We start from the raw sequence: 24,877 nt of genomic DNA on the forward strand, positions 1-24,877 counted from the left end.
ATGCAAAACGACTCCGTTGCCAAATAACGGAGTTTTTTCATGAGCACATCCGTACTTGCTCCATGGAGCATCTGGATATCGTACATGTTCAGTGCCACGAACTCTCTCTATAATAGGGGAAATACCGTGGAAATGAGGAAGAGCAATGAAAAAGAAACGGATCATCATCGAAGAAGTTGCCGGCTTTGAGCTGCGTATTTACTTGCCTGTTCATTATTTTGAGAGCAATCACCGCTATCCAGTCGTCTATGTTCAGGATGAAGCCAGCGTCGTACTGGATAGTTACAATTACGTGGACCATCTGTTTCTCACCAAGCAGCTTCCCGAAATCATCTTTGTCGGGATCAAACCGCACGAGCGAAACGATGAGTACACGCCTTGGCCGGCAGCTTCGCTTGTTCCAGGCGGTAGAGATTTTGGCGGAGGTGCGAAGGCTTACTTGCAAACACTTGTCGACCAGATAAAGCCATATATAGACCAAACCTATCGTACACTACCGGAGAAAGAAAACACTGCCATTGCTGGGTGCTCGCTCGGTGGCCTGGTCAGTATTTACGCGTTCTATGAGCATGCGGAGATATTCGGCAAGAGCGCGTTGATCTCCGCCTCTTTTTGGTATGGTAGCTTTGTCGAATTCATTCGGAGCAAATCGCTGCCAGCATTGGACCACCTGATGTACATATATGCAGGGGAGCTGGAAGGAATCTACAAAAAGACGATTCAGTCCCAAATGGTCAGTAAAACGAAAGAAGCTCATCACGTCCTTCTGGAAAAAGGCTTTGTTCCGGGGAACCTCCGCTTGGAAACGGATCCGCTTGGTACACACGACTCCTTCTTCTTTTCGATCCGATTTATGTCGGCAATGAAATGGCTGTTTGGAGAGGCTTGCATTCAATCCGATGAGCCATTAAGATGAGGAGTAAGTATGAGAATCATTCGCAATGTTTTAAAAGATAGGCATACATAGTGGTTAGAGAGGAGCGGGAATCGATGTGGAATCAAATGACAGCGGAAGATCGCATCACTAGCGCGGATGAATTAAGAAGTCTCGTGGGAGCCCCTCATGAAACTGTCGTCAAAAAAACGATTGCGCAAGTAGACTCACACGTCCGGAAATACTTGTCAAAATCCCCCCTGTTCTTTTTATCTACGGCCAATTCAGAAGGAAAAGGAGATGTTTCTCCGCGCGGTGACGAGCCTGGCTTTGTGAAGGTACTGGACGATCACCATCTCATTTATCCGGAAAGATTGGGGAATCGGCGTGTAGATTCCATGTTGAATATTTTGGAGAATCCGCAGATTGGCATGATTTTTGTGATTCCTGGGCTGGAAGAAGTGCTGCGAATCAATGGTACCGCTACTTTAACCAAAAATGCTGAATTGTTGGCTCAGCAAGAATGGAAAGGCAAAACGCTCAATATTGGCGTGGTCGTAAAAGTAGAAGAATGTTTCATCCATTGCCCGCGAGCTTTCAAACAAGCAGGTATATGGAACACATCGTCCTGGCCGGAAAAAGAAGCGGTGCCTTCCATCCTTGAGATGTTCCGTGCCCATTTGCAAATCAACGGCGTACAACTGAAACAAAATGATTAGCTCGGTCTGCTATTTAGCAAAAGTACAACCCTTGAATCGGAAAGCGTGCCCATGCACCTCTCTTTGATTCAAGGTTTTTTCATGAAAAAGGAAGAGAGTGGGAAAGCCGATAGGAGGTTCGAACAGAAAGGGGATGCAGGGCATGGATGTCATTACCACAGATCATTGGGACGAAGTCTTGTGGCGTGAAGCGGAGCCTATCTACTATGCGGCTTTTCCGGAGCATGGGAGGAAAAGCAAAGCGATCATCCGCAACATGTTTCAAAAACAGCTCTGTCAATTGCATCTAGCGAAGAGTGAGGGGGAGTTCGTGGCGATGGCGATCACGGGAACAGTCGAAGCTAGCCGTGCTATCATCATCGACTATTTTGCCGTGCGGGCTGACCTGAGAAGCAAAGGGATCGGCTCCGTCTTTCTCGCGCTACTGAAGGCATGGGCAAAAGCGGATGGCGACTACACGATCCTCCTCATAGAAGTGGAAGCGGAAGACACCCAGACGAATGCAGAGCGCGCGAAGTTTTGGGAAAAAGCGGGATTTCATTCAACGGAATATGTGCACAAATACATTTGGGTCCCAGAACCTTATCGGGCGATGTACTATCAGCTCGACCCTAAGCCGATTTCAACCAGCGGCGAGCATTTGTTTTCCTTCATCACTCGTTTTCATCGGGAGAGCTTTTCAAAAAAGGAGCAGTAGCGCTTGGTTTCGTTATCCTTTCTCCCTTTCGCAAAACCGCCCACAAACCATGCAGAAGAATTTGTGTGCAGACCGCCAGAAATTGTGTGGAAAATGTTGTGAAGGCTTGCGGAATAAGGCTTTATTCATGCGAACGATTTTGGCACGGGAATTGCTAATTCAAAAGGGAAAGGAGGTGCGATAAAAGAGTGAGTTTGTCTGAATATATTGGGAAGGACCATATTCGCATATTTGAAGAACACCTGGAGCAGTCCGAGCTGATCCGTCAGTTGGGAGACACGTTGGTACAAACGGGAGCAGTAGGTGCGGAGTACATCGAGGCGGTGTGTGTACGGGAGCAATCTTACCCGACAGGTTTGCTCACAGGTGAGGTGAATGTCGCTATCCCTCATGCGGACCCCCTGCACGTTCGGAAACCGACGATCGCTGTAGGAGTAGCTAGACAGAGTGTGCGCTTTCGCAATATGGCAGATCCAAACCATGACCTGCCTGTACAAGTGGTTTTTTTGCTTGCTCCCGAGCGAGGCGAGACGCAATTATTCATTTTGGAACAAGTCATGAACCTGATTCAGGATCAGGCGAATATGCAGAAAATTATGGATGCTCAAGGAACGGAAGAGGTATGGAAGGTACTCGCCCAGCTTGAGCAGGTGGAGGAGAAATCATGAACAAGAAAAAAGTACTCGTCATCTGTGGTACCGGTGTAGCTACTTCGACTGTCGTCATGCAAAAATTGAAAGCGTTTTTACGGGACAAAGGCATCGATGCTTCGTTGGATCAGTCCAAAGTCAGTGACGTGCTAAACAAAGCCGATCAATACGACCTGATCATTTCCACCACGACGGTACCTCCTTCGCTGCAAGAAAAAGTCATCAATGCAGTACCTTTGCTGACAGGAATCGGAAAAGAGCAAGTGTTTGAACAAATTGAAGCAAAGCTAACATCCTAAAATCAATTATGTGCCTGAACAAAGGAGGTTCACTATGGACGTTATCAAGTACCTCGTAGACCTTGGCCCCTCGGTTGTTTTGCCCGTTCTCATTTTTCTGTTTGGGATCATCTTGAAAACAAAGCCGGGGGAAGCCTTCCGTGCAGGTCTGACGGTCGGGATTGGATTCATTGGGATCAACCTTGTGATTGGCCTGCTGATGGGAAGTCTTGGACCCGCTGCCCAGGACATGGTCAAAAACCTGGGCATCCAGCTTACGATCATTGACGTAGGCTGGCCAGCTACCTCGGCCATTGCGTTTGGATCGGCAGTCGGTGCACTTGCGATTCCGATCGGGCTTGCCGTCAATCTGGGCATGCTGGTGCTCGGTCTGACACGAACGCTGAACATCGACCTCTGGAATCTGTGGCATATTGCATTTACAGGTTCGCTGGTCGCAGTCATGTCGAACAACATTACCTTGGGGATTTTGACTTCGATTGCCCATGCCATTATCCTTCTTGTCTTGGCGGATCTCACGGCGAAGCACGTATCCAACTATTATGGCTACCCGAACATTTCCTTCCCGCACGGAACGTCGACACCGTATTACTTGATCGCTCTGCCGCTGGAAAAGCTGTTTGATCGGATTCCGGGCTTCCGCAACCTGAAAGCAGACCCCGAAACGATTCAAAAACGTTTGGGCTTGCTGGGTGAGTCGACTGTTTTAGGACTTATTTTAGGCATTATTATCGCGCTTTTGGCTGGATGGGATCTTCAGAAGGTTCTCGATTTGGGCGTGAAAACCGCTGCCGTCATGCTGATTTTGCCGAGAATGGTCAGTATTTTGATGGAAGGCTTGATACCGATCTCGGAAGCTGCGAGTGAATTTGTTCGTAAGCGCTTTCCTGGACGGGAAGTCAATATCGGCATGGACGCAGCACTGGCGGTCGGTCATCCGGCCACGATTGCCGCTTCACTTTTGATGATTCCGATTGTTTTGGGCCTAGCCGTTTTGATGCCGGGCAACAAGGTTCTTCCTTTTGGAGACTTGGCCACCATTCCATTCATCGTATGCTTGATGGTGCCTATTTTTAAAGGAAACGTCATCCGTACCGTGATCGGGGCAACGATCTCGCTCGCATTTGGCTTGCTTTTGGCTACTTATATTTCGCCGCTGTTTACGCAAGCAGCCCAAAACGCCGGCTTCAAATTCCCTGACGGGGCAAGTGCGATATCCTCTCTTGTCGATGGGGCGGTTCCGACTACGGCAATCTTCTTGTTTGGAGCAAAGCTAGGCTACGTAGGGATTATCGGGATTGCCGTCATTGGCTTGGGCGTCGCTTATCTGGTCCAGCGCAAGCAAAAGAATTCTTCGCAATCTGAGAACAAAGCATTATAAAGGACGAAAACGAACAACCACCCTGAGTGTTGCCTGCTGGCATGTACAGGGTGGTTTTCTTTGGCTCTATTCATAAAGACTGTTGCTTACTCTTCTTTCTGCAAGCGTAGACAGGAAAGTTAGCTTACAGTAGGGAGGATATTCTCCTGGAACGGTTGAAATGATACAAACATTCAGATGGAATTTTATAACCTGGGTGGCAACAACAATCCCATGTTTGAGATAGAAGCCACTATTGGTGGGGCAGACATAACGATTTGATTGCTAAGCTAACAGCCGGCTTTGTTCGACTAATGATTTGAGAATGGAAGGGGGGCATGAATGAAAAGGCTCGCTAAAGAATTAGAACAGCACTTACAAAACTCCGTTGTGATTGACAGAGATAACCATGCTGAATTTATCCAGACCTATTATAAAAGCTTGCTACCTAAACAAGGAGTCAATGCACTCAAGGACGCTATCTCTCGAACGATCGTCGATTATGCTGTTAATGAAACAAATTTTCATCTCATTTTATGTAACGCCAATCGTGATCGCAAAGGTCGTCTGGATTTACTCGAGCGGTTCCGTCAAAAAGGTTTTGTAAGCATAATCGTAAATTTTGATATTCCCGACGCTATTCTTCAATCTCGAATTGCCAATAGTCAGCGTAGTACCGTTATTTTCAGGAGTGCTTCTACTTTTGAAGAAGTGCTTAGTCGGCAAAAAGCTGAGTCTCATAATGGCAATGCGTTGCCACCAATAGGTGGAGAAGCAGACCATATGTTTGTAATCAAGGAGAGTAATGAAGTACAGTCCACCATTCAGGAGATTATAAATATCGCGCAAAGCTTGTAAACGAGCCCATTCAACTTGTTCGGATACTATCCCTACCTGGATGAAATGAGCCGACGTTTATATGAATGATAATGCTTTTTCTTTGCCTTCGTCATTTCCAAGGTATACCTAAAGGAATTGTCCGTTTCAATCAACCTGAAAAGCGCAAAAACCCACAAAATCATTTGTGGGTCTTGTTTTGGCAGCAATTATTTATAGATGAGAGTAGTAGCGGACATGCCTTTGATCGCTTGTTTCATTCTGGGGATCAGCGAAGGAGTCATGCTCAATTCATCGACGCCAAGGGCAATCAGTTCCTTTGCGTAAAGAGGATCGCCAGCCATTTCCCCGCAAACGCCGACCCATTTGCCATGTGTATGCGAGTCTTGGACGACTCGACCGATCAGACGAAGGATAGCCGGGTGAACCGGATTGTACAGATAGCTGACCTTTTGATTCATGCGGTCAGCGGCAAAGGTATACTGGATCAAGTCATTGGAGCCAATGCTGAAAAAGTCGACATGAGGAGCAAGCTGATCGGCGATGATGGCTGCGGAAGGGATCTCGATCATGATTCCTGTCTCGATCTTCTCGTCAAATGGAAGCTGTCTTTCTCGCAGCTGTTCCTTCGCTTGTGCGAGCAGAGACTTCGCCTCGAGCAATTCTTCCTCTGTCGCAATCATCGGAAACATCACTCTGATTTTGCCTTGGCTGGAAGCTCGCAGGATGGCGCGCAGCTGGGTTAGGAACATTTCCTTTTCAGCCAGACAGAGTCGAATGGCACGAAATCCGAGGAATGGATTTTCTTCCGCCTCCATCGGCAGATAAGGCAGCTGCTTGTCTCCGCCAATGTCCATCGTTCGAATAATGACAGGGCGCCCAGCCATTTCACGTGCCGCCTCGGCGTACGCCTCGAACTGTTCCTCTTCGCTCGGCATTTGATCCCGCTCAAGGAAAAGGAACTCAGAGCGGAACAAGCCTACACCGTCTCCGCCGTTCGCGAGTACAGAGCGGCAGTCCGCGGGGTTCCCGATATTCCCTGCAATCTCAATCCTTTTTCCATCTGCCGTGTATACGGTTTCAAAAGCGGCGGCGCGCAATCGCGTTTGTTCTTCTTGGAAGGCGTGCTGCTCCCGGTGGTAGCGCTCGACCTGCTCCTGCTCTGGATGGATCGTGATCTCTCCCGTATTTCCATTTAGAGCAAGAATCGTTTCATCGGTAATCTCGCAGGCAATCGGACCACAACCCACGACAGCAGGAATCTGCAGTGTGCGTGCCAGGATAGCAGAATGACTGGTCGGTCCGCCTATTTCTGTCAGGATTCCTTTGACCCATTCCGGATTCAGCCGAGCCGTTTGGGAGGGCGTCAGATCATGGGCGACTAGAATAACTGGTCGATCTAGCGCTTCAAGAGATACGTCACAGATACCGAGAAGTCGTCTCGCGAGTTTGCCACGCAAGTCTTTAAAATCAGCGGCACGCTCGCGCAAATAGGCATCGTCCATCGATTCAAAAACAGAAGCGTGAGTCGTTAGGACATCGTGGGCTGCCCAGACAGCATTTTTGGCTGAATCGAGGATTTCTCGATCGATTTCTTCTAGTAGAATAGGGTCCTCTAGCATCATCAAGTGAGAGTCAAAAATGGCGCATTCCTCTTCACCGAAGCGCTCGCGGACATCTTCTCGTGTGAAGGCAAGCTCCTGTTTGACCTGCTCTAGGCCGTCGCGGACTTTCTGCTTTTCCAGCTCCACTTGGTCTGCTGTGATTGTTTCATGGGGAATGGATAATGCTTGTTCCTTCCATACGAAAGCGCGTTCTGCGGCATAGCCGGGTGAGGCGGCAATCCCTTTATACATCGTATCCCTCCAGTGAAAGTAAAGTTATAGACGCAAAAAAGGCCAGGGAATCGTCCCTGACCCATGATCCAAAGGATTTGAATACGTTTATCTTAGCGGTTCCTCTCATAATCGTCAACGAAAAGGTATACATTGTGGAGAAACGTGCACAAAAAATGCCACAGAATATTCTGATACCGTTTTTGAATTATGTTATGGTAGATAATGTAGAGCGAAATGGCGAGGAAAATGCGAGTTTTAACCATTGGCACAAATGTTGCTTGTGATAGATTGTGGGGGGATGGTATGGAGGAACGCATCAGGCACATCATCGAATACGAGGATAAAAAAGCTCCCTTAACCGATGAGCAAATCGCCCGTCAATTGGGAGTGCGACGTGACGAGGTGACTTTGCTTCGACACAAGCTGCAGATTCCTGATTCTCGAAAACGCAGGCAGCCACTCCTGCTCAAAGAAATGGAGCACCTTCTGAAGCAAACCCCTAGCATGCCGAGTCGAGAGCTTACCAGTCGTTTAAATGAGATGGGCTATGAGGTTTCGCGTTTTATGGTCCATCAATTGCGTGGCAAAATGGAAGCGTTCTCAGAAGAAGAGGATACGCCCAAAACGGAAGAACGCACGCGTCAAAAAGCTCGCAAAGCCAGCCAGGCGGTGACCTTTGCCAGCTTGATCGGCGCAAAGGGGACGCTCAAAGCAGCGATCCAGCAAGCACAGGCAGCTGCGCTTTACCCGCCAAATGGGCTGCATACGCTTTTCTTTGGAGCGAGTGGCGTCGGGAAGAGCAGGATGGCCGAAGCGATGTATCATTTCGCGATTGAGCAGCAAGTGATGAAGCGAAATGCCCCTTTTATCATTTTTAATTGCGCGGACTATGCCAAAAACCCGCAGCTCTTGCTGTCCCAGCTATTCGGATATGTGAAAGGTGCATTTACAGGTGCGCAGCAAGACAAGCTCGGATTAGTGGATCAGGCGGATGGGGGCATTCTGTTTCTGGATGAGATCCATCGCTTGCCGCCAGAAGGGCAGGAGAACCTCTTTTATCTGATCGACAAAGGGGTATATCGGCGACTCGGAGAGGTTCAGTTCCAGCAAAAGGCGACGATATTGATCGTGGGTGCGACTACGGAAAGCCCGGAGTCGAGCCTGCTGCTGACACTGCGCAGACGCATCCCGATGACCATTGAGCTGCCTGCCTTATCCGAGTGGACGCAGCAGGAGCGGCTCTCGCTAATTTTGCATTTTTTGAACGAAGAAACCGATCGGATCGGGAAAGAGGTCGTCGTCCAAAAAGAAGTGATTGCCTCCCTCATGATGTACGAATGTCCCGCCAATATGGGGCAGCTGCACAGTGACATCCGGGTACTGCTGGCGAAAGCGTTTCTCAAAACGATCCATCAGGAAGAAAAGTCCGTGGTGCAAGTGGATCGGTACGATTTGCCCATGCACGTCGTAAGTCAGCAGCAATTGAACGGGCTGGCACCCGAGCTGCCCATGCTGAAAAAAGATCAGTTCCTGTTTATTCCGGGACAGCGCTCCGATCTCGGCAGTGAGTTGTGCGAAGATTCCGCCCAGCATTTATACAACTGGGTTGTTGAACGGTATCGCAACCTGAAAAACCAGGGCCAAAGCGAAGAACTGATTGAGCTGATCGTAAACAAAGAGCTGGATACTCGTCTAGAGCCTGCAGCAGGTGAACATGAAAAGAGAGCGCTGCGCCTGCAACAGCTGGTAAAGCTTGTCGGCGATCAGGTGGTTTCGGCGGTCGAACAAATGCTGTGGATTGCGGAGCGGCATATGACACTGGATTACCAGCGAATTTCCTATGCCTTGGCGATTCACCTGCACGGCCTCTTGGATCGATGGCCGGATCCTAAAACGAGGGAGCTTCCGCTGGAGTCGGACTGCGAATCGATGGAGTACAAAGTCGCCCTGGAAATGGCGAAGGTCGTGCAGACCATATGGGGAATCACCCTGCCGGATTCGGAAGTAGCGCTGCTCGAGATGTATTTGAAGCAATGCTCGGTATTCACAGAACCAAAACCGGTGATCGGCGTGGTCGTCACCTCGTATGGGCAGGTAGCAAAAAGCATGGTCGAGGTTGCGGCGCGCTTGTTTGAGAGGAAGCATGCGCTCGCAGTCGAGCTGTACTGGAACGACGACCTCTCTTCTGCGATCGAACGTATCAGTGCTTCGATACGGCAGGTGGATCAGGGAGAGGGCGTCATTTTGCTCGCGGATATGGGCAGTAATTTGTTGAGTGAAGCCGAGTGGGAGGTGCGGACCGGCGTGCGTGTGCAGGTGCTGCCAAACGTGACAACGACCTTGGTGATTGAGGTCATGCGAAAATGCCTGTACTCGAGCGAGTCGATGAGTCAGATCGTGAATCGGTTGCGCACAATGCCAACGAATGCGCTGCCGTCCGTCTATACGACCAATTCAAAGCCGGTTGCGATCGTGACGATTTGCCTGACTGGAGAAGGAGCGGCGAAAAGACTGGATATGCTCTTGAAGGAAAAGCTGGATGCAACAGAAGAACAGGTGACGATTCTTCAGGCAAGCTCGCTCTCCATTCGCAAGCTATACAAGGAATGGCTGGAAAAATATCATATTTTCGCAGTGGTAGGGACAGTCAATCCGATGCTGGACGGAATTCCTTTTATTTCCATTAAAGAGATCATAGATGAAACAGGAATCAGCTTTATCAAGAGATTGCTGCTCGTGGCAAATGGAACACTCTCCCCATCGCTGCCGCCGCATTCTTACGGGCTCCGAGAATTATTGCATCCCGAACTGATCTGGAATTGTGAGGAGCGGGCCAGTAAGGAACGAGTCATCGAAGCCCTTGCAAGCCTTTTGCGAGAACAAGGGTTTGTCGAGCAAGATTTTGCCCAGAAGGTTTGGGAACGGGAACGGATGGGGAATACATTCTTGCTGGGAGCGGCTATCCCGCATGCGGATACACTGCAAACAATCCGTCCGGGAATTGCTGCCGCCAGACTCGCTCATCCAGTGGAATGGGAGCCAGGTCTATTCGTCCAATACGTTTACATGCTGGCGATCACGGAGCACTGCCAGTTAGCTGTGGAGGAGCTTTATTCTTTTTTAAGCGAAAGACAAGAGGCGAATCAATCACCCGATTTGCAAGCATTACTCGAAAATGGTGAAACATCAGGGAGGATTCCATATGGAAAAACAAGTAACGATTTTGAATAAAACTGGTTTGCATGCCCGTCCTGCTGCAGAATTTGTAAAGCTGGCGGCGGGGTACAAGTCAGAGATCACGATTCTTTTGGGGACAAAAGTGGCAAACGCGAAGAGCATTCTCAATGTTCTTTCCCTGGCAGCAACGATGGGATCGGTATTGACACTAAAGGCCGTAGGACCAGATGAGGAAGAAGCGATCGACTCGCTTTCCACTCTTGTGGAGAGAAAGTTTGGGGAAGAATAAACGTTTGCCACTTGACTAGGTTATCAGAATATTTATAATGAATTACAAATGTAACTACTAAGAACAAATGTAAAGACATCCGGAGGTGACACGCATGAAGGTCATTGAAAAGGTAACTCCCGGAACGAAGGTCTACAAACTGTTTGAACACGAAGAGCTGATTTGCGAAGGAAAAGATGAAGTGTTTCTCATCTCCGTCAAAAAGATGACGCGCGAAGAATACGAGCGTGATCAAAGCCAGCAAAAGCAGCCAACTCCATAATCTCAATAGGCAAGACCGACGCTTGGACCACGGGTCAGGTGGGGGAATATTCCCTCCATCTGATCCGTTTCTGCTATATACAAGCCTGGCGAGAAAGACAACTTGAGGAGGAGAGGAATTTGGTTATCAATGTAAGTGTTCCATCGATGGTTACAGAGAAAAAGCTGGTGGAGCTGTTTCGCCAAATGTGGGTGATCCGCTTTTTTGATGAGAAAGTCGATGAATTTTTTGCCAAAGGGATGATTCACGGGACCACGCACCTATGTGTAGGGCAGGAAGCTTCTGCAGCTGGTGCTATTGCGGTACTGGAGGATCGTGACAAGATTACGAGCACACACAGAGGACACGGCCATTGCATCGCCAAGGGTGCAGAAGCCAACCGGATGATGGCGGAACTGTTTGGACGGGTCACCGGTTACTGTCGAGGAAAAGGCGGCTCCATGCATATAGCCGATGTAGAGAAAGGAAATCTGGGGGCGAATGGCATTGTCGGTGGAGGGATCCCGATCGCTGTTGGCTCTGCGCTGACTTCCCAAATGAAGCAGCTCGGTTATGTCACCCTCTGCTTTTTCGGAGACGGGGCATCGAATGAAGGGAGCTTTCACGAGGCGATGAACATGGCCGCCATTTGGAATTTGCCTGTCGTCTTTATTTGTGAAAACAACCAGTACGGCATGTCTGGATCGGTAAAAGAGATGGTGAAGGTCGCCAACATCGCAGATCGAGCTGCAGCGTACGGCATTCCTGGAGCAGTCGTAGACGGAAATGATATTTTTGCCATGATGAATGTGACCCATGAATCAGTAGAACGTGCCCGTAGAGGCGAGGGTCCTACTCTGATCGAAGCGAAAACCTACCGTTGGAAAGGCCACTCGAAAAGTGATGCGAAAAAGTACCGGACTCGGGAAGAGGAAATGGACTGGCGCAACAACCGCGATCCGATTGAGCGAATGAAAAGGGTGCTGATCAGTGAAGGAATCTTCAGTGAACAGGACGCAGCCCGGATCGAAGCGGAGGCAAGAGCGGAAATAGAGGATGCGGTGAAGTTTGCTGAGGAAAGCCCGATGCCGCCCATCGAAATTCTAGAAGAAGACGTCTACGCATAGGCGAGGGAGGGAACACAGTGTCAGCACAAAGAGAGCTTACTTATTTGGAAGCGGTGCGGGAATGCATGAGTCAGGAAATGCGGGTCAATCAGGATGTATTCATCATGGGGGAGGACATCGGCGTCTACGGTGGCGCGTTTGGTGTGACGCGCGGCATGATCGAGGAATTTGGAAAAGAGCGCGTGAGAAATACACCGATCTCGGAAGCGGCGATCGCAGGGGCAGCTGTTGGAGCAGCCATGACGGGAATGCGCCCGATCGTGGAGCTGCAGTTTTCCGATTTCATCACGATTGCGACGGATCAGATCGTGAATCAGGCAGCGAAAAACCGGTACATGTTCGGCGGGAAAGGCAAGGTTCCACTCGTTCTGCGCACGCCCTCTGGCTCGGGGACAGGTGCTGCAGCCCAGCACTCCCAAAGCCTGGAAGCATGGATGGCGCATATTCCGGGGCTAAAGGTCATACAGCCTTCTACCGCCTATGACGCTAAAGGATTGCTGAAAGCCGCCATCGATGACGACAACCCTGTCATCTTTTACGAGCACAAGCTGCTCTATCGGACGAAGGGCCATGTGCCGGAGGAGTCCTATAGCTTGCCGATTGGAAAAGCCGATATCAAACGTGCCGGAACCGATGTGACCATCGTGGCAACTGCGATTATGGTACACAAAGCTTTGCAGGCAGCAGTTGAGCTGGAGAAGGAAGGAATCAGCGTAGAAATTATCGATCCGCGCACGCTGGTGCCTTTGGATATCGAGACGATCGTCGAATCAGTCAAGAAGACGGGGCGTGTGGTTGTCGTCCATGAGGCAGTCAAGCGCGGCGGTTTTGGCGGAGAAATAGCGAGCCTGATCGCGGAAAGCGAAGCCTTCGATTACCTAGATGCGCCGATCAAACGACTGGGAGGAAAGGCAGTTCCGATTCCGTACAATCCTGTCCTCGAAAAAGCAGCCATTCCACAAGAACAAGATATCATCCAAGCAGTCAAGGAAACGGTATTCCGCTGACAGGAAGGGGATAAGCAAGATGGCAACTGCAGTATTCATGCCAAAACTGAGTATGACGATGGAAACCGGAACCGTCATCCAATGGTTTAAACAAGAGGGAGACTCGGTTCGTGAAGGTGACGTTTTACTGGAAGTCTTAACGGATAAGATCAATATTGAGGTAGAGTCCTACACGACAGGGACGCTGCTGAAAATATACTATGGCCCAGATGAAGTCGTACCTGTCAACCAGGTTATTGGATATGTCGGCGCTGCAGGAGAGGTGGTAGCAGACGCGCCTCCTTCTTTGGAAGCAGCTGATACGCTGCAGGTCGTGGAAAAACAGGAAGAGCAAGAGGAAACAGCAATGAATATGGAGGAAACCCATTCGCATGGCGCTAATCTCAGAGCCACGCCAGTCGCTCGACGGATTGCACGTGAAAATGATGTGAACCTTCGCCAACTAAAAGGCTCCGGCCCGAATGGACGTATTCAAAAAGTAGACGTCGAGCATGCGATTGCAGCACGGAAAGAGCAGTTACAGCCTGCTGTGAGCCAAGCTCCTGAAACAGTTGCTTCCTCGAGTAAGTCAAGTAAGCTCGAGGGAATGCGCAAGGTAATCGCACAGCGAATGACGCAGAGTGCATTCACCGCTCCACATGTGACATTGACGACAGAGGCGGACATGACACGCGTGCAGGAAGTCAGAGCGACACTGCTTCCCTCCATCGAGGAAGCGACCGGTCATCGCCTGTCTTATACCGAAATTATCATGAAAGCTGTCGCAGCTGCTTTGGCGCGTCATCCAAAGGTCAATGCTTCCTTGCAAGACGAAACGATTGTGTATCACGATTCGGTTCATGTTGGATTGGCTGTAGCGGTTTCCGATGGACTGCTCGTCCCTGTCGTCAAGCATGCCGATCGCAAAGGTCTCGCCGAGCTGACCACAGATACCAAACGACTGGCAGGATTGGCCCGGGAAGGACGACTGCTGCCAGATGACATGCGTGGCGGAACATTCACGATCAGCAATTTAGGAATGTACGCGATCGATGCCTTCACCCCGATCATCAATCAACCGGAGAGCGCCATTTTAGGTGTGGGAAGAATTCATGAGAAGCCTGTGGGGGTCGATGGACAGATTGTGCTGCGCCCGATGATGTCTTTGAGTCTTTCCTTTGATCACCGTGTCATGGATGGTGCTCCTGCGGCAGCCTTTTTGCAGGATATCAAAGAATACCTAGAAGCACCATACCACCTGCTGGCGTAAAAGGAGGAGCTAACAATGTCGCAAACATACGATATCGCAGTGATTGGGGGAGGCCCAGCAGGATATGTAGCAGCCATTCGCGGTGCAAAGGAAGGGAAGCGCGTAGTACTGATTGAAGCAGACCATTTGGGCGGTACCTGCTTGAACCGGGGCTGCATCCCCTCCAAAACGCTGCTGCATCAGGCAGGGATCTTGGACCAGATCCGGAATGCCGCAAGCTGGGGCATTGAAACCGGAGAAGTGGCGTTTTCTCTCGAGAAGATGCTGAACCGAAAAAATCAGGTAATCGCAACCCTTCGCACTGGTATTGCGGGTCTATTAAAAGTCGGAAAAATCGATCTTGTGCAAGGCTTTGGCGAAGTGAAGCCTGACAAGAGCATTTCCGTTCAAGCAGCTGACGGTTTGCGCACGGTCGTCAAAGCAAGCTCGATTATTCTGGCAACGGGTTCCACGCCTTCTGTACCACCGATTCCAGGACTAGCACAGGTACCTTATTTTACGAGTGACACAATCTTTGATGTAGAGCAGGTTCCAAAGTCAATCGCGATTCTCGGAGGAGGCTTCATCGGAGTAGAGTTCGCCTGCATTTTTGCAAGCCTGGGGTCGAAGGTGACTGTGATTGAAATGGCGGACAGACTCATCCCTCAAGAGGACAAAGACGCAGCTAGTATCCTGACCAAGTCGTTGCGCAAGAAAGGGGTGACGATTGGGACGGGTTTAAAAGTAACTTCGATCTCCAAGGGTGATACAGGAATTGAAATCCATGCACAGGATGCGAAGGGAAATTCCGAAGCGATTCCTGCTGACGCATTGCTCGTAGCTGTAGGTCGAAAGCCAAATTTGTCCGCTATAGCAAATTTGAACATAGAGAAGAACGGCCCGTTTGTCCAGGTCAACGAATACTTGGAAACATCGATACCAGGCATCTATGCGGCGGGAGATATGATCGGCGGATGGCAGCTCGCACATGTCGCGAGTGCAGAAGGTCAAACAGCAGCGATCAATGCAGCAGGCAAAAAACAAAAGGGAAATATGAAAGCAGTTCCTCGCTGCATTTATACCTCGCCTGAGATTTCCAGCGTGGGCTTGAGCGAAGAGGAAGCAAAAGCACAAGGATATGCCGTGAAGACGACGATTTATTCGCATGCAGGAAACGGAAAAGCGATGGCTTCAGACGAGAACAGCGGCTTTACCAAGCTGATTGCAGAAGAAACGTACGGAGAAGTGCTGGGAGTCGTCATGGTCGGCCCCCACGTCACAGAAATGATTTCAACAGGCACGGCCTTCCTGTCACTGGAAGCAACCGTAGACGATGTCGCGAACATGATCTATCCGCATCCTACCGTTTCAGAGAGCTTCATGGAGGCAGCAGCAAAATGGCTAGGGAAAGGCATCCACGCCTAAGAAAGAATCTGTTTGACATGAAAACGTTTTCAATTTACAATTGTAACTAGTAAGAACATTTGTAAAGGGAGGTGGTCACTTGACTTGGGGGTACGTTGTTCTGTTGTTCGCAGGGCTTTGGATTTTGCAGCTTGTGCTGACACAGCTACAGTCACGCCATTACTATCAGGAGCTGCGTCTCATGCAGCAGCAACCGAACGGCTACCTGGGAGTGGGAGTGAACAAACGACGCTTTGGAGTCGGTGCCGTCGTCATTCTCGTTACCGATCCACAAGGAATTGTGACTCAGTGCAAGCGGATGTCGGGGGTCAGCGTTTTCTCCCGGTTTCAGAAGTACGGGGAACCGATTGGCAAATCAATGGACACATTGTACGACACTGCCTCCAAACAGCAAAAGCAGCCGGTGCAGACAGCGCTTCGAATGGCAATCGAGCAAATCCGGGCCGCGCAGGCCAAGCAGCAACAAAGGGAACAAGAACAAATTGGATAAAAAAGTTGGGCCGCGGGCCAGATGAATACTTTCATCTGGTTTTTATTTTTTAATCGGGAGGTATGCGTAAATGGACTTTTTTGTACATCTTGCAGAAGGGTTTATCGGAATGTTTCAGGAAGGCGGAAAGACCTTCGTAGGATTAGTGACAGGAATCATTCCTACATTGATTTGCTTGATCACAGCTGTAAACGCATTCATCAAATTCGTTGGAGAAGAACGCATCGAACGCTTCGCTGCCAAATGCACAGGCAATATGATCCTGCGATACACCATTTTCCCGATCTTATCCATGTTTTTCCTGACCAACCCGATGGCATACACATTCGGTAAATTCTTGCCGGAGTATCAAAAACCGGCCTTCTACGATTCTGCCGTATCGTTCTGCCATCCGATCACGGGATTGTTCCCTCATGCGAACGCTTCTGAGCTCTTCGTTTACATGGGTATTGCGACCGGCATCACTCAGTTGGGACTGTCTCTCGGGCCTTTGGCGATTCGCTACTTCCTGGTCGGGATCCTCGTCATTTTGATTCGCGGTATCGTAACCGAGTACATCACAAAGGCGATGATGAAACGCCGCGAAGCACAAGCAGCAGTATAAGGAAGTGAAGAGGGGAGACGTTGACATGAGCAACTATCGTGCGGTGCAAGTAACAAAAGCGTCAAGTGGGTGGGGAGGTCCTCTTACCATCCTGCCGACAGACGAAAAACCATATATCGCTTCGATTACAGGTGGAGGGATTCATCCCGTTGCAGCCCGAATCGCGGAGCTGACGGGCGGGATTGCCGTCGATGGCTTTTCCAGCAAAGTAGAGCCGGATGAAATGGCATGCGTCGTGATCGATTGTGGTGGAACAGCACGCTGCGGTGTGTATCCAAAGCTAGGCGTTCTTACCGTAGACGTGACTCCTGCTTCTCCCTCTGGTCCACTGATTAACTTCATCAAAGAGACGAATTTTGTCTCCGGCGTAAAAGAGAACAATGTGTCCTTAATGGATGAAGTGGCGACTGCTGCCGCGAGTAATGCCGCAAGCCAGCAAAAAAAATCGGCACAGGAGCTGAAAGCGGAAGCCCGCGCGAAAGTCGCCAGCATGCAGGGCAATCAGCCGCCGAAGAAAACCGGGTTCATTGAGAAAATTGGTCGCCTGATGGGGGGCGTGGTCGGAACCTTCTATCAGGCAGGTCGTGATACGGTCGAGCAGGTTTTGCGCAATATTCTTCCGTTCATGGCGTTCGTCAGTACCTTGATCGGGATCATTCTCTTCACCGGGATTGGCGATATTTTAGCGAACGTCATCAAACCGCTCGCAGGAAATATCATCGGCCTGTTGATCATCTCGATCGTCTGCGCACTGCCGTTCCTCTCGCCTTTGCTTGGACCAGGTGCCGTCATCGCGCAAGTAGTCGGTGTCTTGGTGGGGGTAGAGATTGGTCGTGGCACGATCCCGCCACAGTTGGCGTTGCCGGCGCTCTTTGCCATCAACCCGCAAGTAGGCTGCGATTTCGTACCAGTAGGGCTGACGTTGGGAGAAGCAATGCCAGAGACCATCGAAGTGGGGGTACCAGCCGTACTGCTCTCCCGCCAGATCACGGGCCCGATCGCAGTCGTCATTGCCTACGTAGCAAGCTTTGGACTCTACAGCGAGTAATCATTTCAGGAGGTATTCCATGAACACCTTGTTTACCAGCACTGTTGTCTCGATTGGAGCGATGGTTCCAGACTTTTTGAATGAAAATATGCTGATTCTCTTCAATCAGGACGCCCCGGAAGAGCTGCACGATATGGCCGTGCTGCATACCAAATCAACGCATACAGAGGAAATCAAGCCAGGGGACATTCTACTTCTGGGAGATACGCAATTGCAAGTGACGAGTGTGGGCGAGAAAGCAAACGAAACCCTTCAAAACATCGGTCATTGCACTGTGAAAGCGGATGGAAGTGAAACCCCGCAGCTGCCTGGGAATATCCACGTAGCAAAGGTTGACTTTCCCCCATTGGAAGTTGGCCTGAAAGTCGCCTTCATCCGTCCGTAATTCACAACATCCAATCAAGAGAAAAGAGGGAGAGACACCATGTTGGGATTCAATAGACGACTTGCAGCACTAGAAAAAGAAGGAGGCTGCATTCGCGTCGGTCTGGTCGGCGCTGGGCAAATGGGACGCGGTTTGATCTCGCAAATAGAAGGCATGCACGGAATGAGAGTCGTCATCACGGCTGACCTGTTTCCGGAAAACATCAAAGCTGCCTATCGCAGAGCAGGTGTACCAGATACTCGCATCCTGGAGACGCAGGATTTTGACAAAGCGGATCAAGCGATTGCCTCGGGTTATTCGGTCGCGACCACAGAAGCCGAGCTGATCCCACAGCTATCCAATGTGGATGTGATCGTGGATGCGACTGGTATGCCAGACATCGGGGCGAAAATAGCTTGGGAAGCCATCCGCCATAAAAAGCATATCGTCATGCTGAACGTAGAAGCGGATGTCACCGTAGGACCATGGCTGAAGAAGCTGGCAGATGATGCAGGAGTCGTCTATACGGGTTCTGCTGGGGATGAGCCAGGTGCGATTATGGAGCTTCATGACTTTGCCGACGCGCTAGGCTTTGAGATCGTTGCGCTCGGAAAAGGAAAGAACAACGCTCTGAATGTTCACGCCAATCCCGATACGGCACGGGGAGAAGCTGCTGCCAAAGGCTCCAGTCCCAAGATGCTTGCTTCGTTCCAGGACGGCACCAAGACGATGGTGGAAATGACGGCAGTGGCAAACGCAACCGGGTTCGTTCCGGATGTTCCGGGGATGCATGGCCGCAAAGCGCAGCTGGCTGAGCTGCCAGGGCTGTTCTCTCTGACAGAGGCAGGCGGCATGCTGCATCGTACCAAGATCGTTGATTATGTGGACGGCGTTGCGCCCGGAGTGTTTGCAATCATCTCTTCCTCGATGCAAGAGGTACATGACACGATGAAGTACTTGAAGATGGGTTCGGGTCCAAACTACGTCCTGTATCGGCCTTATCATTTGACCAGTCTGGAGACTCCGCTCTCCATCGCCCGTGCCTACCTGCAAAAGGAAGCCACAATTGCTCCCTACTTTGGGATGGTGGCAGAAACGGTGGCCGTAGCCAAAAAAGATTTGCGGGCTGGCGAAGCGCTCGATGGCATCGGAGGATTCTCTGCGTACGGGAAAATCATCACGGCAGCTGATAGGCGAGAACAAGAAGCGCTGCCGATTGGTCTGATTGGTCCAAATATTCGGCTTAGCAGAGACGTTGCCCAAGGCTCCGTGATTACTTTCCATGATATTGAGATCACCGAACAAAATACGATCATGCGACTTCGTGAACAAATGGAGAACAATGATTAAACAGTGGGAGGAAGGCAACAGCCGTCTTCCTCTTTTCTTTCTAAAAAACAGGGGAAATCTGTTATAATATGTAAGGAAGAAGAGTATAGTAACGTTTTTAATGAGGGATACATATGGATAACTGGACAGAAAAACGCGAACTGGTACGCATCGCCAAAATGTACTACGTCAATGGACTCACACAGGCGGAAATCGCCAAAAAAATCGGAGTTTCCCGGCCGGTAATTTCCAAAATGCTGCAGCGTGCCAAAGATACAGGAGTCGTAGAAATCTACATTCGGGACGAGACTGTAAGCATGGTTGAGCTGGAGCAAGAGCTGGAAGCAGCCTTGAAGATGGATGAGGTCATTGTCGTACCCGCTCAAGGCTCTACAAATGAAGTAATCATCAAGCAGCAGGTAGCGAAAGCAGCAGCACAGTACCTTCCGAAGTGGATCCGCAACAAACGGCGGATCGGTATCTCCTGGGGAACGACGCTATACCATCTGGTCAATGAATATCCATTTGAGAGACATCATAAAATGAAAGTATACCCTCTAGTAGGGGGAATCGGTCGGCACCGCATTGAAATTCACTCCAACCAGCTTGCTTACGAGTTCTCTAAAAAGCTGGGAGGAACCTGTGAGTTTCTTTACGCACCAGCCATCGCGGACTCCATCGAGCTGAAAAAGCAGTTGGTAGACTCGCCGGACATACGCTCCATTCAGGAGGAAGCGCGCCGTGTCGAGCTGGCCATAGTTGGGATCGGAAATCCATACGAATCCACCATGGCAGAGATGGGCTATCTGAAAGAAGAAGACATCCGGCAATTGCGGGATGGCGAAGCAGTGGGGGACATTAGCTCCCGTTTCTTTGACAAGACAGGAGAGCCGATCGATAACAATTTGAATAACCGGGTCATCGGAATCGAGCTTGCAGATCTCAAACATATCCCGACGGTTGTAGGTGTTGTCTCAGGCACGAAAAAGCTTGCGGCAGTTTGGGCAGGTTTGCAAGGCAACTATTTCGACAAGTTGATCATAGATGAATATTTGGCAGAGCGATTACTGGAGAAGGCCAAGGGGGTGAGTATAAGTGAAAGAGGATAAGATGAAGGCTTCGTTGTTCTGTATCAAATGCATGGACGATACCATCCATGAAGTGACGTATGTCGACAACATTTTGTATGAAATTCGCTGCGAAGTATGCTCCCTATCGGATTCGCGCGGGGCGGACATTCAAAGAGAGCTGTACTTAAACTACATGGAGCGTGTCTTCAGCAAGCCGAAGCGGTTTAAAAATGAGGCAGGGGATAACTTACCTCACTTCCTGTTTTCACTCCCTTATCGTGTGATGAGCAAACCATTTCGCACCTACAAAGAAATCAAGGATATACTGAAATACAAACGGAAGATTTGAAGAACGCACAAAAGAACGAAGGTCGGCTGATCCGGCCTTCGTTTCTTTTTTTGGAGAACGGGACAGCTACGGCACGATATTTCCAGCGGATTTGTAGATTTGGTACCATTCTTCCCGCGTCAGTGTTACCCCCGAGCTTTTGCAAGCGTCGAGCAGGCGCTCCGGCTTCGTCGTGCCGAGGATCACTTGAATGTTTGCCGGATGACGTTCGATCCAGGCGGTGGCGATCGCTGTATTGGTCACTTCATATTTTTTTGCAATGGTGTCAATGATTTGGTTTAATTCAGGGAAGTTGGTGGTATCTCCAAGAAAAGGCCCTTTAAAAAATCCATGCTGAAAAGGTGACCATGCCTGAAGGGTGATGTTGTTCAAGCGGCAGTAGTCCACGATGCTGCTATCACGATTGATGGACTGATCGACCTTCATATTGAACGAAACACCAGAGTCGATCACGGGTGTATGGGCAATACTTAGCTGGATTTGGTTGACGATCAGCTTGTGCGGAAGCGAGCGCTGGAGCAGCTCGATTTGTGCCGGTGTATGGTTGGACACGCCAAAGTACTTCACCTTGCCTTGGCTATGCAGCTGATCAAAGGCTTCGGCAACCTCATCAGGCTCTACAAGCGGGTCCGGACGATGGAGAAGGAGTATATCCAGGTAATCGGTTTGAAGTCGCTTCAAAATTCCGTCTACGGATCGGAGAATATGCTCTTTTGACAAATCGTAGTAGTTTTCTTTGGAGCGGATGCCGCATTTGCTTTGCAGGATCATGGTTTCGCGTATGCTGGGATTCATTTGGAGAGCTTCCGCAAAGATCTCTTCGCATACGCCATGGCCATAAATATCGGCGTGGTCAAAGAAGTTGATTCCTTGCTCAATCGCAGATCGTATCAATGACTCTGCTTCAGATATCGACAGCTGCTTGAGCCGCATGCAGCCCAACACGAGTGAAGAAACCTCGAGATTCGTGTCACTCAAAGGAAAGAATTTCACGCTTACACCCCTCCATACGCCTAAGTATGTATCGAATAGATTGTACCAAGCAGACGATTCAGTCAGCAATAGATGGAATGACAATGGAGCTCCGAATGGAAAATAGACTTGACAGAGTGCGAAAGAGAAGACATGCTACGATAGGAACAAATCACGATTTCAACGACAAAGTCACGCCAATTTTGTTGGCACAATTAACTCTGTGCACATTTTTTCATAAATGTTAAAATGTGTATGAAGAGGGTATATACTTCTCGTTACGAAAAGGGAGGGGCCGGCGTTCGTTTACCTCAAGGATTTTTTACTCAATATTTTTATCATTTTTTCCCCGCTTGTCTTCTATCCCTATCTGTATAAAAACAGAAGCAACGTATTTTATCACCGGTTACTATTTTATGTCCTCTTCGCAACAGCCTTGCTGCTGAGCATGTCGTTTCCGGTAAAAGTAAATGAAGTCACGTATGATTTTCGGTCGGTTCCCTTGGCGATCGCTTCTCTATACGGTGGGCCCGTCGTCTCTATTCTGCTCTACTTGACCTTACTCATTTATCGATTTTTGTTAGGCAATCCCAACAATTTTCTTTATGCAGTATCCATACTGCCGAGCTTCGCCTTTGTTCTTTTGCTGTACAAAAACTATCCTTATCAAAAGCTGTATCAAAAAATTGCCGTCGCGATTCTGTTGTGTACGGCGATAAAGCTCACTACATTTTCGACGTATTTTTTCATCACGCAAGGGAGCTTGCAGCAAGTATTGCAGTATCCGCTCGCAACCCTGAATACCTATATCCTGCAAGCGGTCATTATTGGCGTTTGCGTGTATGCCATAGAGTTTTTGCAATCGTACTTTTATATGCAAGAAGAGGTCATTAAAAGCGAAAAAACCAAAATCGTCAGTGACATGGCGGCTTCGGTCGCCCATGAGATCCGCAACCCGCTGACAACCGTAAGAGGCTTTATCCAATTGCTCGCTGCCGATGATGTGGACAAGCAAAAGAAGCAGTTCTATCAAAGAATTTGTTTGGAAGAACTGGATCGTGCGCAGCTCATCATCAGTGATTATTTATCCTTGGCAAAGCCAGATCCGGAATCGATTGAAGCCATCAGCGTACACGAAGAGATCACCTATTTATCGAATCTACTGATCACGTATGCCAATTACAACAATATCCAAATTCACAAAGTGCTTCCTGAAGATCAAGTGCTCCAGATCATCGGGGATCGCTACAAATTCCGTCAAGCTTTAATCAATATTGGGAAAAATGCGATCGAGGCCCTCCGTGATGGGGGAATGCTGGAGATAAAGGCAAGCAAAAAGAATGATCATATCATCATCAATCTGAACGATACAGGGATTGGGATGACTGCGGAACAGATCAAGAGACTGGGAACACCGTATTATTCCACCAAGGAAAAAGGGACAGGTCTGGGGACAATGGTCTCATTTGGGATCATCAAAAAAATGAACGGCAAGATTGAAATCACCAGTGAGCCTGGGAAAGGAACCGAGTACAAGCTCATATTTCCAAGCAGCTCGGAATCTGCTTAATAACAAAGCTTCGTCCAATCGCGGATGAAGCTTTTTCTTTTTGCGTTTTAAGCATGACTAGGTCAACAGGGTGCGGGTAAGGCCATTCGGACAACATAACATTTATTATGTAAACAAATGACTGTGCGAAAAATAGGAAAAGCGAATGAGCTAAAAATCAATCAAAAGCTCGATCGCGATCGATAGGCACATAACAAAATGATGGAAACACTCCATCGTCCTTTTGATACCCAATAGTCGTACCTCCCATCTCACCGTGCTAACATCGTATGCCGAAGTATCGAGGCTAGAAGGCAGCGGGTGAAATTGTAGTAGAAGTGAACAGAGTGAACGACATTCCTTAGCGATAAACAAGTTGTTTGTTTGTTAATGTTTGTTTGTGATAATTATGTTGATTTCCAGTTATCTCCTGTCTATGATAGGCATATATCTTACAAACGAAAATATTCCGTTAATGGAGTGATGGAGATGTCGCCTTCTGCCCGGCTCAACCGGCTCTTTGCTGCTGATGGAAAATGCTTTGATGTGGCCATGGATCACGGCTTTTTCAATGAGTATGCTTTTCTGTCCGGGATCGAGTCGATGGAGCGCGCTGTAAAGACGGTCGTGGCGGCCGATCCGGATGCGATTCAGCTCAGCGTCGGTCAGGCGAAGTATTTGCAGCGAGTTTCCGGCAGACAAAAACCGTCCCTTGTTTTGCGTACTGATGTTGCCAATGTTTACGGAAAAGAGCTGCCAAGACATTTGTTCAGCGAGATGATTCGAAATCCGGTGGAGCAGGCTCTCTCGCTGGATGCTGCTTGTGTCGTGGTCAATGTGTTCTTTATTCCGAACCAGCCTGAGGTTTATCATCAATGTATCCAGAACGTCTGTGCAATCAAACCCGCCTGTGAAAAATACGGGATGCCGCTGATGGTTGAACCGTTGGTCATGCTGCCAAATGAGCAGGGCGGTGGTTATATGGTGGACGGGAACATCGAGAAAATTATCCCGCTTGTGCGACAGGCGGTAGAACTGGGGGCAGACATCATCAAAGCAGATCCCTGCGATGACATCACGGAGTATCATCGGGTGATTGAAGCCGCTTCTGGAATTCCTGTCTTGGTACGTGGAGGCGGAAAAGCGTCGGAGGAGGAGATTCTCACAAGGACCTTTCAGCTCATGCAACAAGGTGCATCCGGAATTGTTTATGGGCGAAATGTCGTCCAACATCCGAAACCAAGGGAAATAACCCGGGCCTTCATGGCAATTGTTCATGAAGGAGCGACTGTCGAGCACGCGCTGCAAATCTTGAAAGAGGAGAATCGCTGACG

General features: G+C 49.3%; 25 protein-coding genes. 23 read left to right on the forward strand and 2 right to left on the reverse strand.

Translation table 11 applies throughout. From position 1 onward, the window contains the following. Nucleotides 1-145 precede the first annotated feature (145 nt). From EDM55_RS10675 to EDM55_RS10705, 7 genes are all read left to right on the forward strand, one after another. Nucleotides 146-916: an alpha/beta hydrolase gene (locus tag EDM55_RS10675; RefSeq protein WP_122960322.1), complete on the forward strand. Its 771-nt coding sequence runs from the start codon at nt 146-148 to the stop codon at nt 914-916. 74 nt (nt 917-990) lie between these two features. After that, complete coding sequence (locus EDM55_RS10680; RefSeq protein ID WP_092269886.1) at nt 991-1,593, forward strand: MSMEG_1061 family FMN-dependent PPOX-type flavoprotein; 603 nt, start codon at nt 991-993, stop codon at nt 1,591-1,593. A gap of 142 nt (nt 1,594-1,735) precedes the next feature. After that, a complete protein-coding gene (locus EDM55_RS10685; protein WP_122960418.1) occupies nt 1,736-2,290 on the forward strand; it encodes a GNAT family N-acetyltransferase in 555 nt (184 codons plus the stop codon). Between the two features lie 188 nt (nt 2,291-2,478). Further along, nucleotides 2,479-2,958, forward strand: coding sequence for a PTS sugar transporter subunit IIA (locus EDM55_RS10690; RefSeq protein WP_122960323.1), 480 nt, complete (start codon nt 2,479-2,481; stop codon nt 2,956-2,958). After that, a complete protein-coding gene (locus EDM55_RS10695) occupies nt 2,955-3,239 on the forward strand; it encodes a PTS sugar transporter subunit IIB (RefSeq protein ID WP_092269879.1) in 285 nt (94 codons plus the stop codon). Before EDM55_RS10690 ends, EDM55_RS10695 begins: the two co-directional genes overlap by 4 nt. Before the next feature lie 34 nt (nt 3,240-3,273). Then, a complete protein-coding gene (locus tag EDM55_RS10700) occupies nt 3,274-4,620 on the forward strand; it encodes a PTS galactitol transporter subunit IIC (RefSeq protein WP_092269875.1) in 1,347 nt (448 codons plus the stop codon). A gap of 321 nt (nt 4,621-4,941) precedes the next feature. Next, nucleotides 4,942-5,457 carry an ATP-binding protein gene (locus EDM55_RS10705; RefSeq protein WP_092269872.1) on the forward strand — a complete coding sequence of 172 codons (516 nt, stop codon included), beginning with the start codon at nt 4,942-4,944 and terminating at the stop codon, nt 5,455-5,457. Between the two features lie 188 nt (nt 5,458-5,645). Here the strand turns inward: EDM55_RS10705 and ptsP are convergent, their stop codons facing one another. Continuing rightward, nucleotides 5,646-7,292: a phosphoenolpyruvate--protein phosphotransferase gene (gene ptsP, locus EDM55_RS10710; protein WP_122960324.1), complete on the reverse strand. Its 1,647-nt coding sequence runs from the start codon at nt 7,290-7,292 to the stop codon at nt 5,646-5,648. A 285-nt stretch (nt 7,293-7,577) separates the two neighbouring features. On the opposite strand from ptsP, the gene EDM55_RS10715 reads away from it, so the two are divergent. From EDM55_RS10715 to EDM55_RS10775, 14 genes are all read left to right on the forward strand, one after another. After that, the gene (locus EDM55_RS10715) at nt 7,578-10,505 is read left to right on the forward strand and encodes a sigma 54-interacting transcriptional regulator (RefSeq protein ID WP_170184305.1); all 2,928 of its coding nucleotides are present in this window, start codon (nt 7,578-7,580) and stop codon (nt 10,503-10,505) included. After that, a complete protein-coding gene (locus tag EDM55_RS10720) occupies nt 10,477-10,740 on the forward strand; it encodes an HPr family phosphocarrier protein (RefSeq protein ID WP_092269863.1) in 264 nt (87 codons plus the stop codon). Before EDM55_RS10715 ends, EDM55_RS10720 begins: the two co-directional genes overlap by 29 nt. Nucleotides 10,741-10,834: 94 nt before the next feature. Next, nucleotides 10,835-11,002 (forward strand): hypothetical protein, encoded by a 168-nt coding sequence (locus EDM55_RS30230; RefSeq protein ID WP_170184304.1) that lies wholly within the window; start codon nt 10,835-10,837, stop codon nt 11,000-11,002. A gap of 146 nt (nt 11,003-11,148) precedes the next feature. After that, on the forward strand, nt 11,149-12,108 hold the full coding sequence (locus tag EDM55_RS10725) for a thiamine pyrophosphate-dependent dehydrogenase E1 component subunit alpha (protein WP_122960419.1): 960 nt from the start codon (nt 11,149-11,151) through the stop codon (nt 12,106-12,108). Nucleotides 12,109-12,125: 17 nt separating this feature from the next. After that, nucleotides 12,126-13,115 (forward strand): alpha-ketoacid dehydrogenase subunit beta, encoded by a 990-nt coding sequence (locus tag EDM55_RS10730; protein ID WP_258957751.1) that lies wholly within the window; start codon nt 12,126-12,128, stop codon nt 13,113-13,115. Nucleotides 13,116-13,134: 19 nt separating this feature from the next. Further along, nucleotides 13,135-14,364 (forward strand): dihydrolipoamide acetyltransferase family protein, encoded by a 1,230-nt coding sequence (locus EDM55_RS10735; RefSeq protein WP_122960326.1) that lies wholly within the window; start codon nt 13,135-13,137, stop codon nt 14,362-14,364. 15 nt (nt 14,365-14,379) lie between these two features. Then, a complete protein-coding gene (gene lpdA, locus EDM55_RS10740; protein WP_122960327.1) occupies nt 14,380-15,768 on the forward strand; it encodes a dihydrolipoyl dehydrogenase in 1,389 nt (462 codons plus the stop codon). Between the two features lie 79 nt (nt 15,769-15,847). Further along, nucleotides 15,848-16,258 (forward strand): transcriptional regulator GutM, encoded by a 411-nt coding sequence (locus EDM55_RS10745; RefSeq protein WP_092269855.1) that lies wholly within the window; start codon nt 15,848-15,850, stop codon nt 16,256-16,258. A gap of 70 nt (nt 16,259-16,328) precedes the next feature. Continuing rightward, nucleotides 16,329-16,862, forward strand: coding sequence for a PTS glucitol/sorbitol transporter subunit IIC (gene srlA, locus EDM55_RS10750; RefSeq protein WP_092269852.1), 534 nt, complete (start codon nt 16,329-16,331; stop codon nt 16,860-16,862). A gap of 25 nt (nt 16,863-16,887) precedes the next feature. Further along, the gene (gene srlE, locus EDM55_RS10755) at nt 16,888-17,910 is read left to right on the forward strand and encodes a PTS glucitol/sorbitol transporter subunit IIB (protein WP_122960328.1); all 1,023 of its coding nucleotides are present in this window, start codon (nt 16,888-16,890) and stop codon (nt 17,908-17,910) included. A 19-nt stretch (nt 17,911-17,929) separates the two neighbouring features. Next, nucleotides 17,930-18,295 (forward strand): PTS glucitol/sorbitol transporter subunit IIA, encoded by a 366-nt coding sequence (locus tag EDM55_RS10760; RefSeq protein ID WP_092269846.1) that lies wholly within the window; start codon nt 17,930-17,932, stop codon nt 18,293-18,295. 39 nt (nt 18,296-18,334) lie between these two features. After that, nucleotides 18,335-19,624 (forward strand): NAD(P)H-dependent oxidoreductase, encoded by a 1,290-nt coding sequence (locus EDM55_RS10765; RefSeq protein WP_092269842.1) that lies wholly within the window; start codon nt 18,335-18,337, stop codon nt 19,622-19,624. Between the two features lie 113 nt (nt 19,625-19,737). Beyond that, complete coding sequence (locus EDM55_RS10770) at nt 19,738-20,712, forward strand: sugar-binding transcriptional regulator (RefSeq protein WP_122960329.1); 975 nt, start codon at nt 19,738-19,740, stop codon at nt 20,710-20,712. Beyond that, entirely contained in the window at nt 20,699-21,022 is a 324-nt protein-coding gene (locus EDM55_RS10775) for a hypothetical protein (protein ID WP_092269836.1), read from the forward strand. Before EDM55_RS10770 ends, EDM55_RS10775 begins: the two co-directional genes overlap by 14 nt. A 66-nt stretch (nt 21,023-21,088) precedes the next feature. Here the strand turns inward: EDM55_RS10775 and EDM55_RS10780 are convergent, their stop codons facing one another. Continuing rightward, the gene (locus EDM55_RS10780) at nt 21,089-22,015 is read right to left on the reverse strand and encodes an aldo/keto reductase (RefSeq protein ID WP_174769249.1); all 927 of its coding nucleotides are present in this window, start codon (nt 22,013-22,015) and stop codon (nt 21,089-21,091) included. A gap of 349 nt (nt 22,016-22,364) precedes the next feature. Between EDM55_RS10780 and EDM55_RS10785 the strand changes: the two genes are divergently transcribed. Together EDM55_RS10785 and EDM55_RS10790 are read left to right on the forward strand one after the other, a co-directional pair. Continuing rightward, nucleotides 22,365-23,564 carry an ATP-binding protein gene (locus EDM55_RS10785; RefSeq protein ID WP_246070813.1) on the forward strand — a complete coding sequence of 400 codons (1,200 nt, stop codon included), beginning with the start codon at nt 22,365-22,367 and terminating at the stop codon, nt 23,562-23,564. 468 nt (nt 23,565-24,032) lie between these two features. Further along, nucleotides 24,033-24,875 (forward strand): class I fructose-bisphosphate aldolase, encoded by an 843-nt coding sequence (locus EDM55_RS10790; protein ID WP_122960331.1) that lies wholly within the window; start codon nt 24,033-24,035, stop codon nt 24,873-24,875. The last annotated feature ends 2 nt before the right edge of the window (nt 24,876-24,877 follow it).

Origin of the sequence: Brevibacillus centrosporus (assembly GCF_003710815.1) — a bacterium.
GTDB classification, from domain to species: Bacteria; Bacillota; Bacilli; order Brevibacillales; family Brevibacillaceae; genus Brevibacillus; species Brevibacillus centrosporus.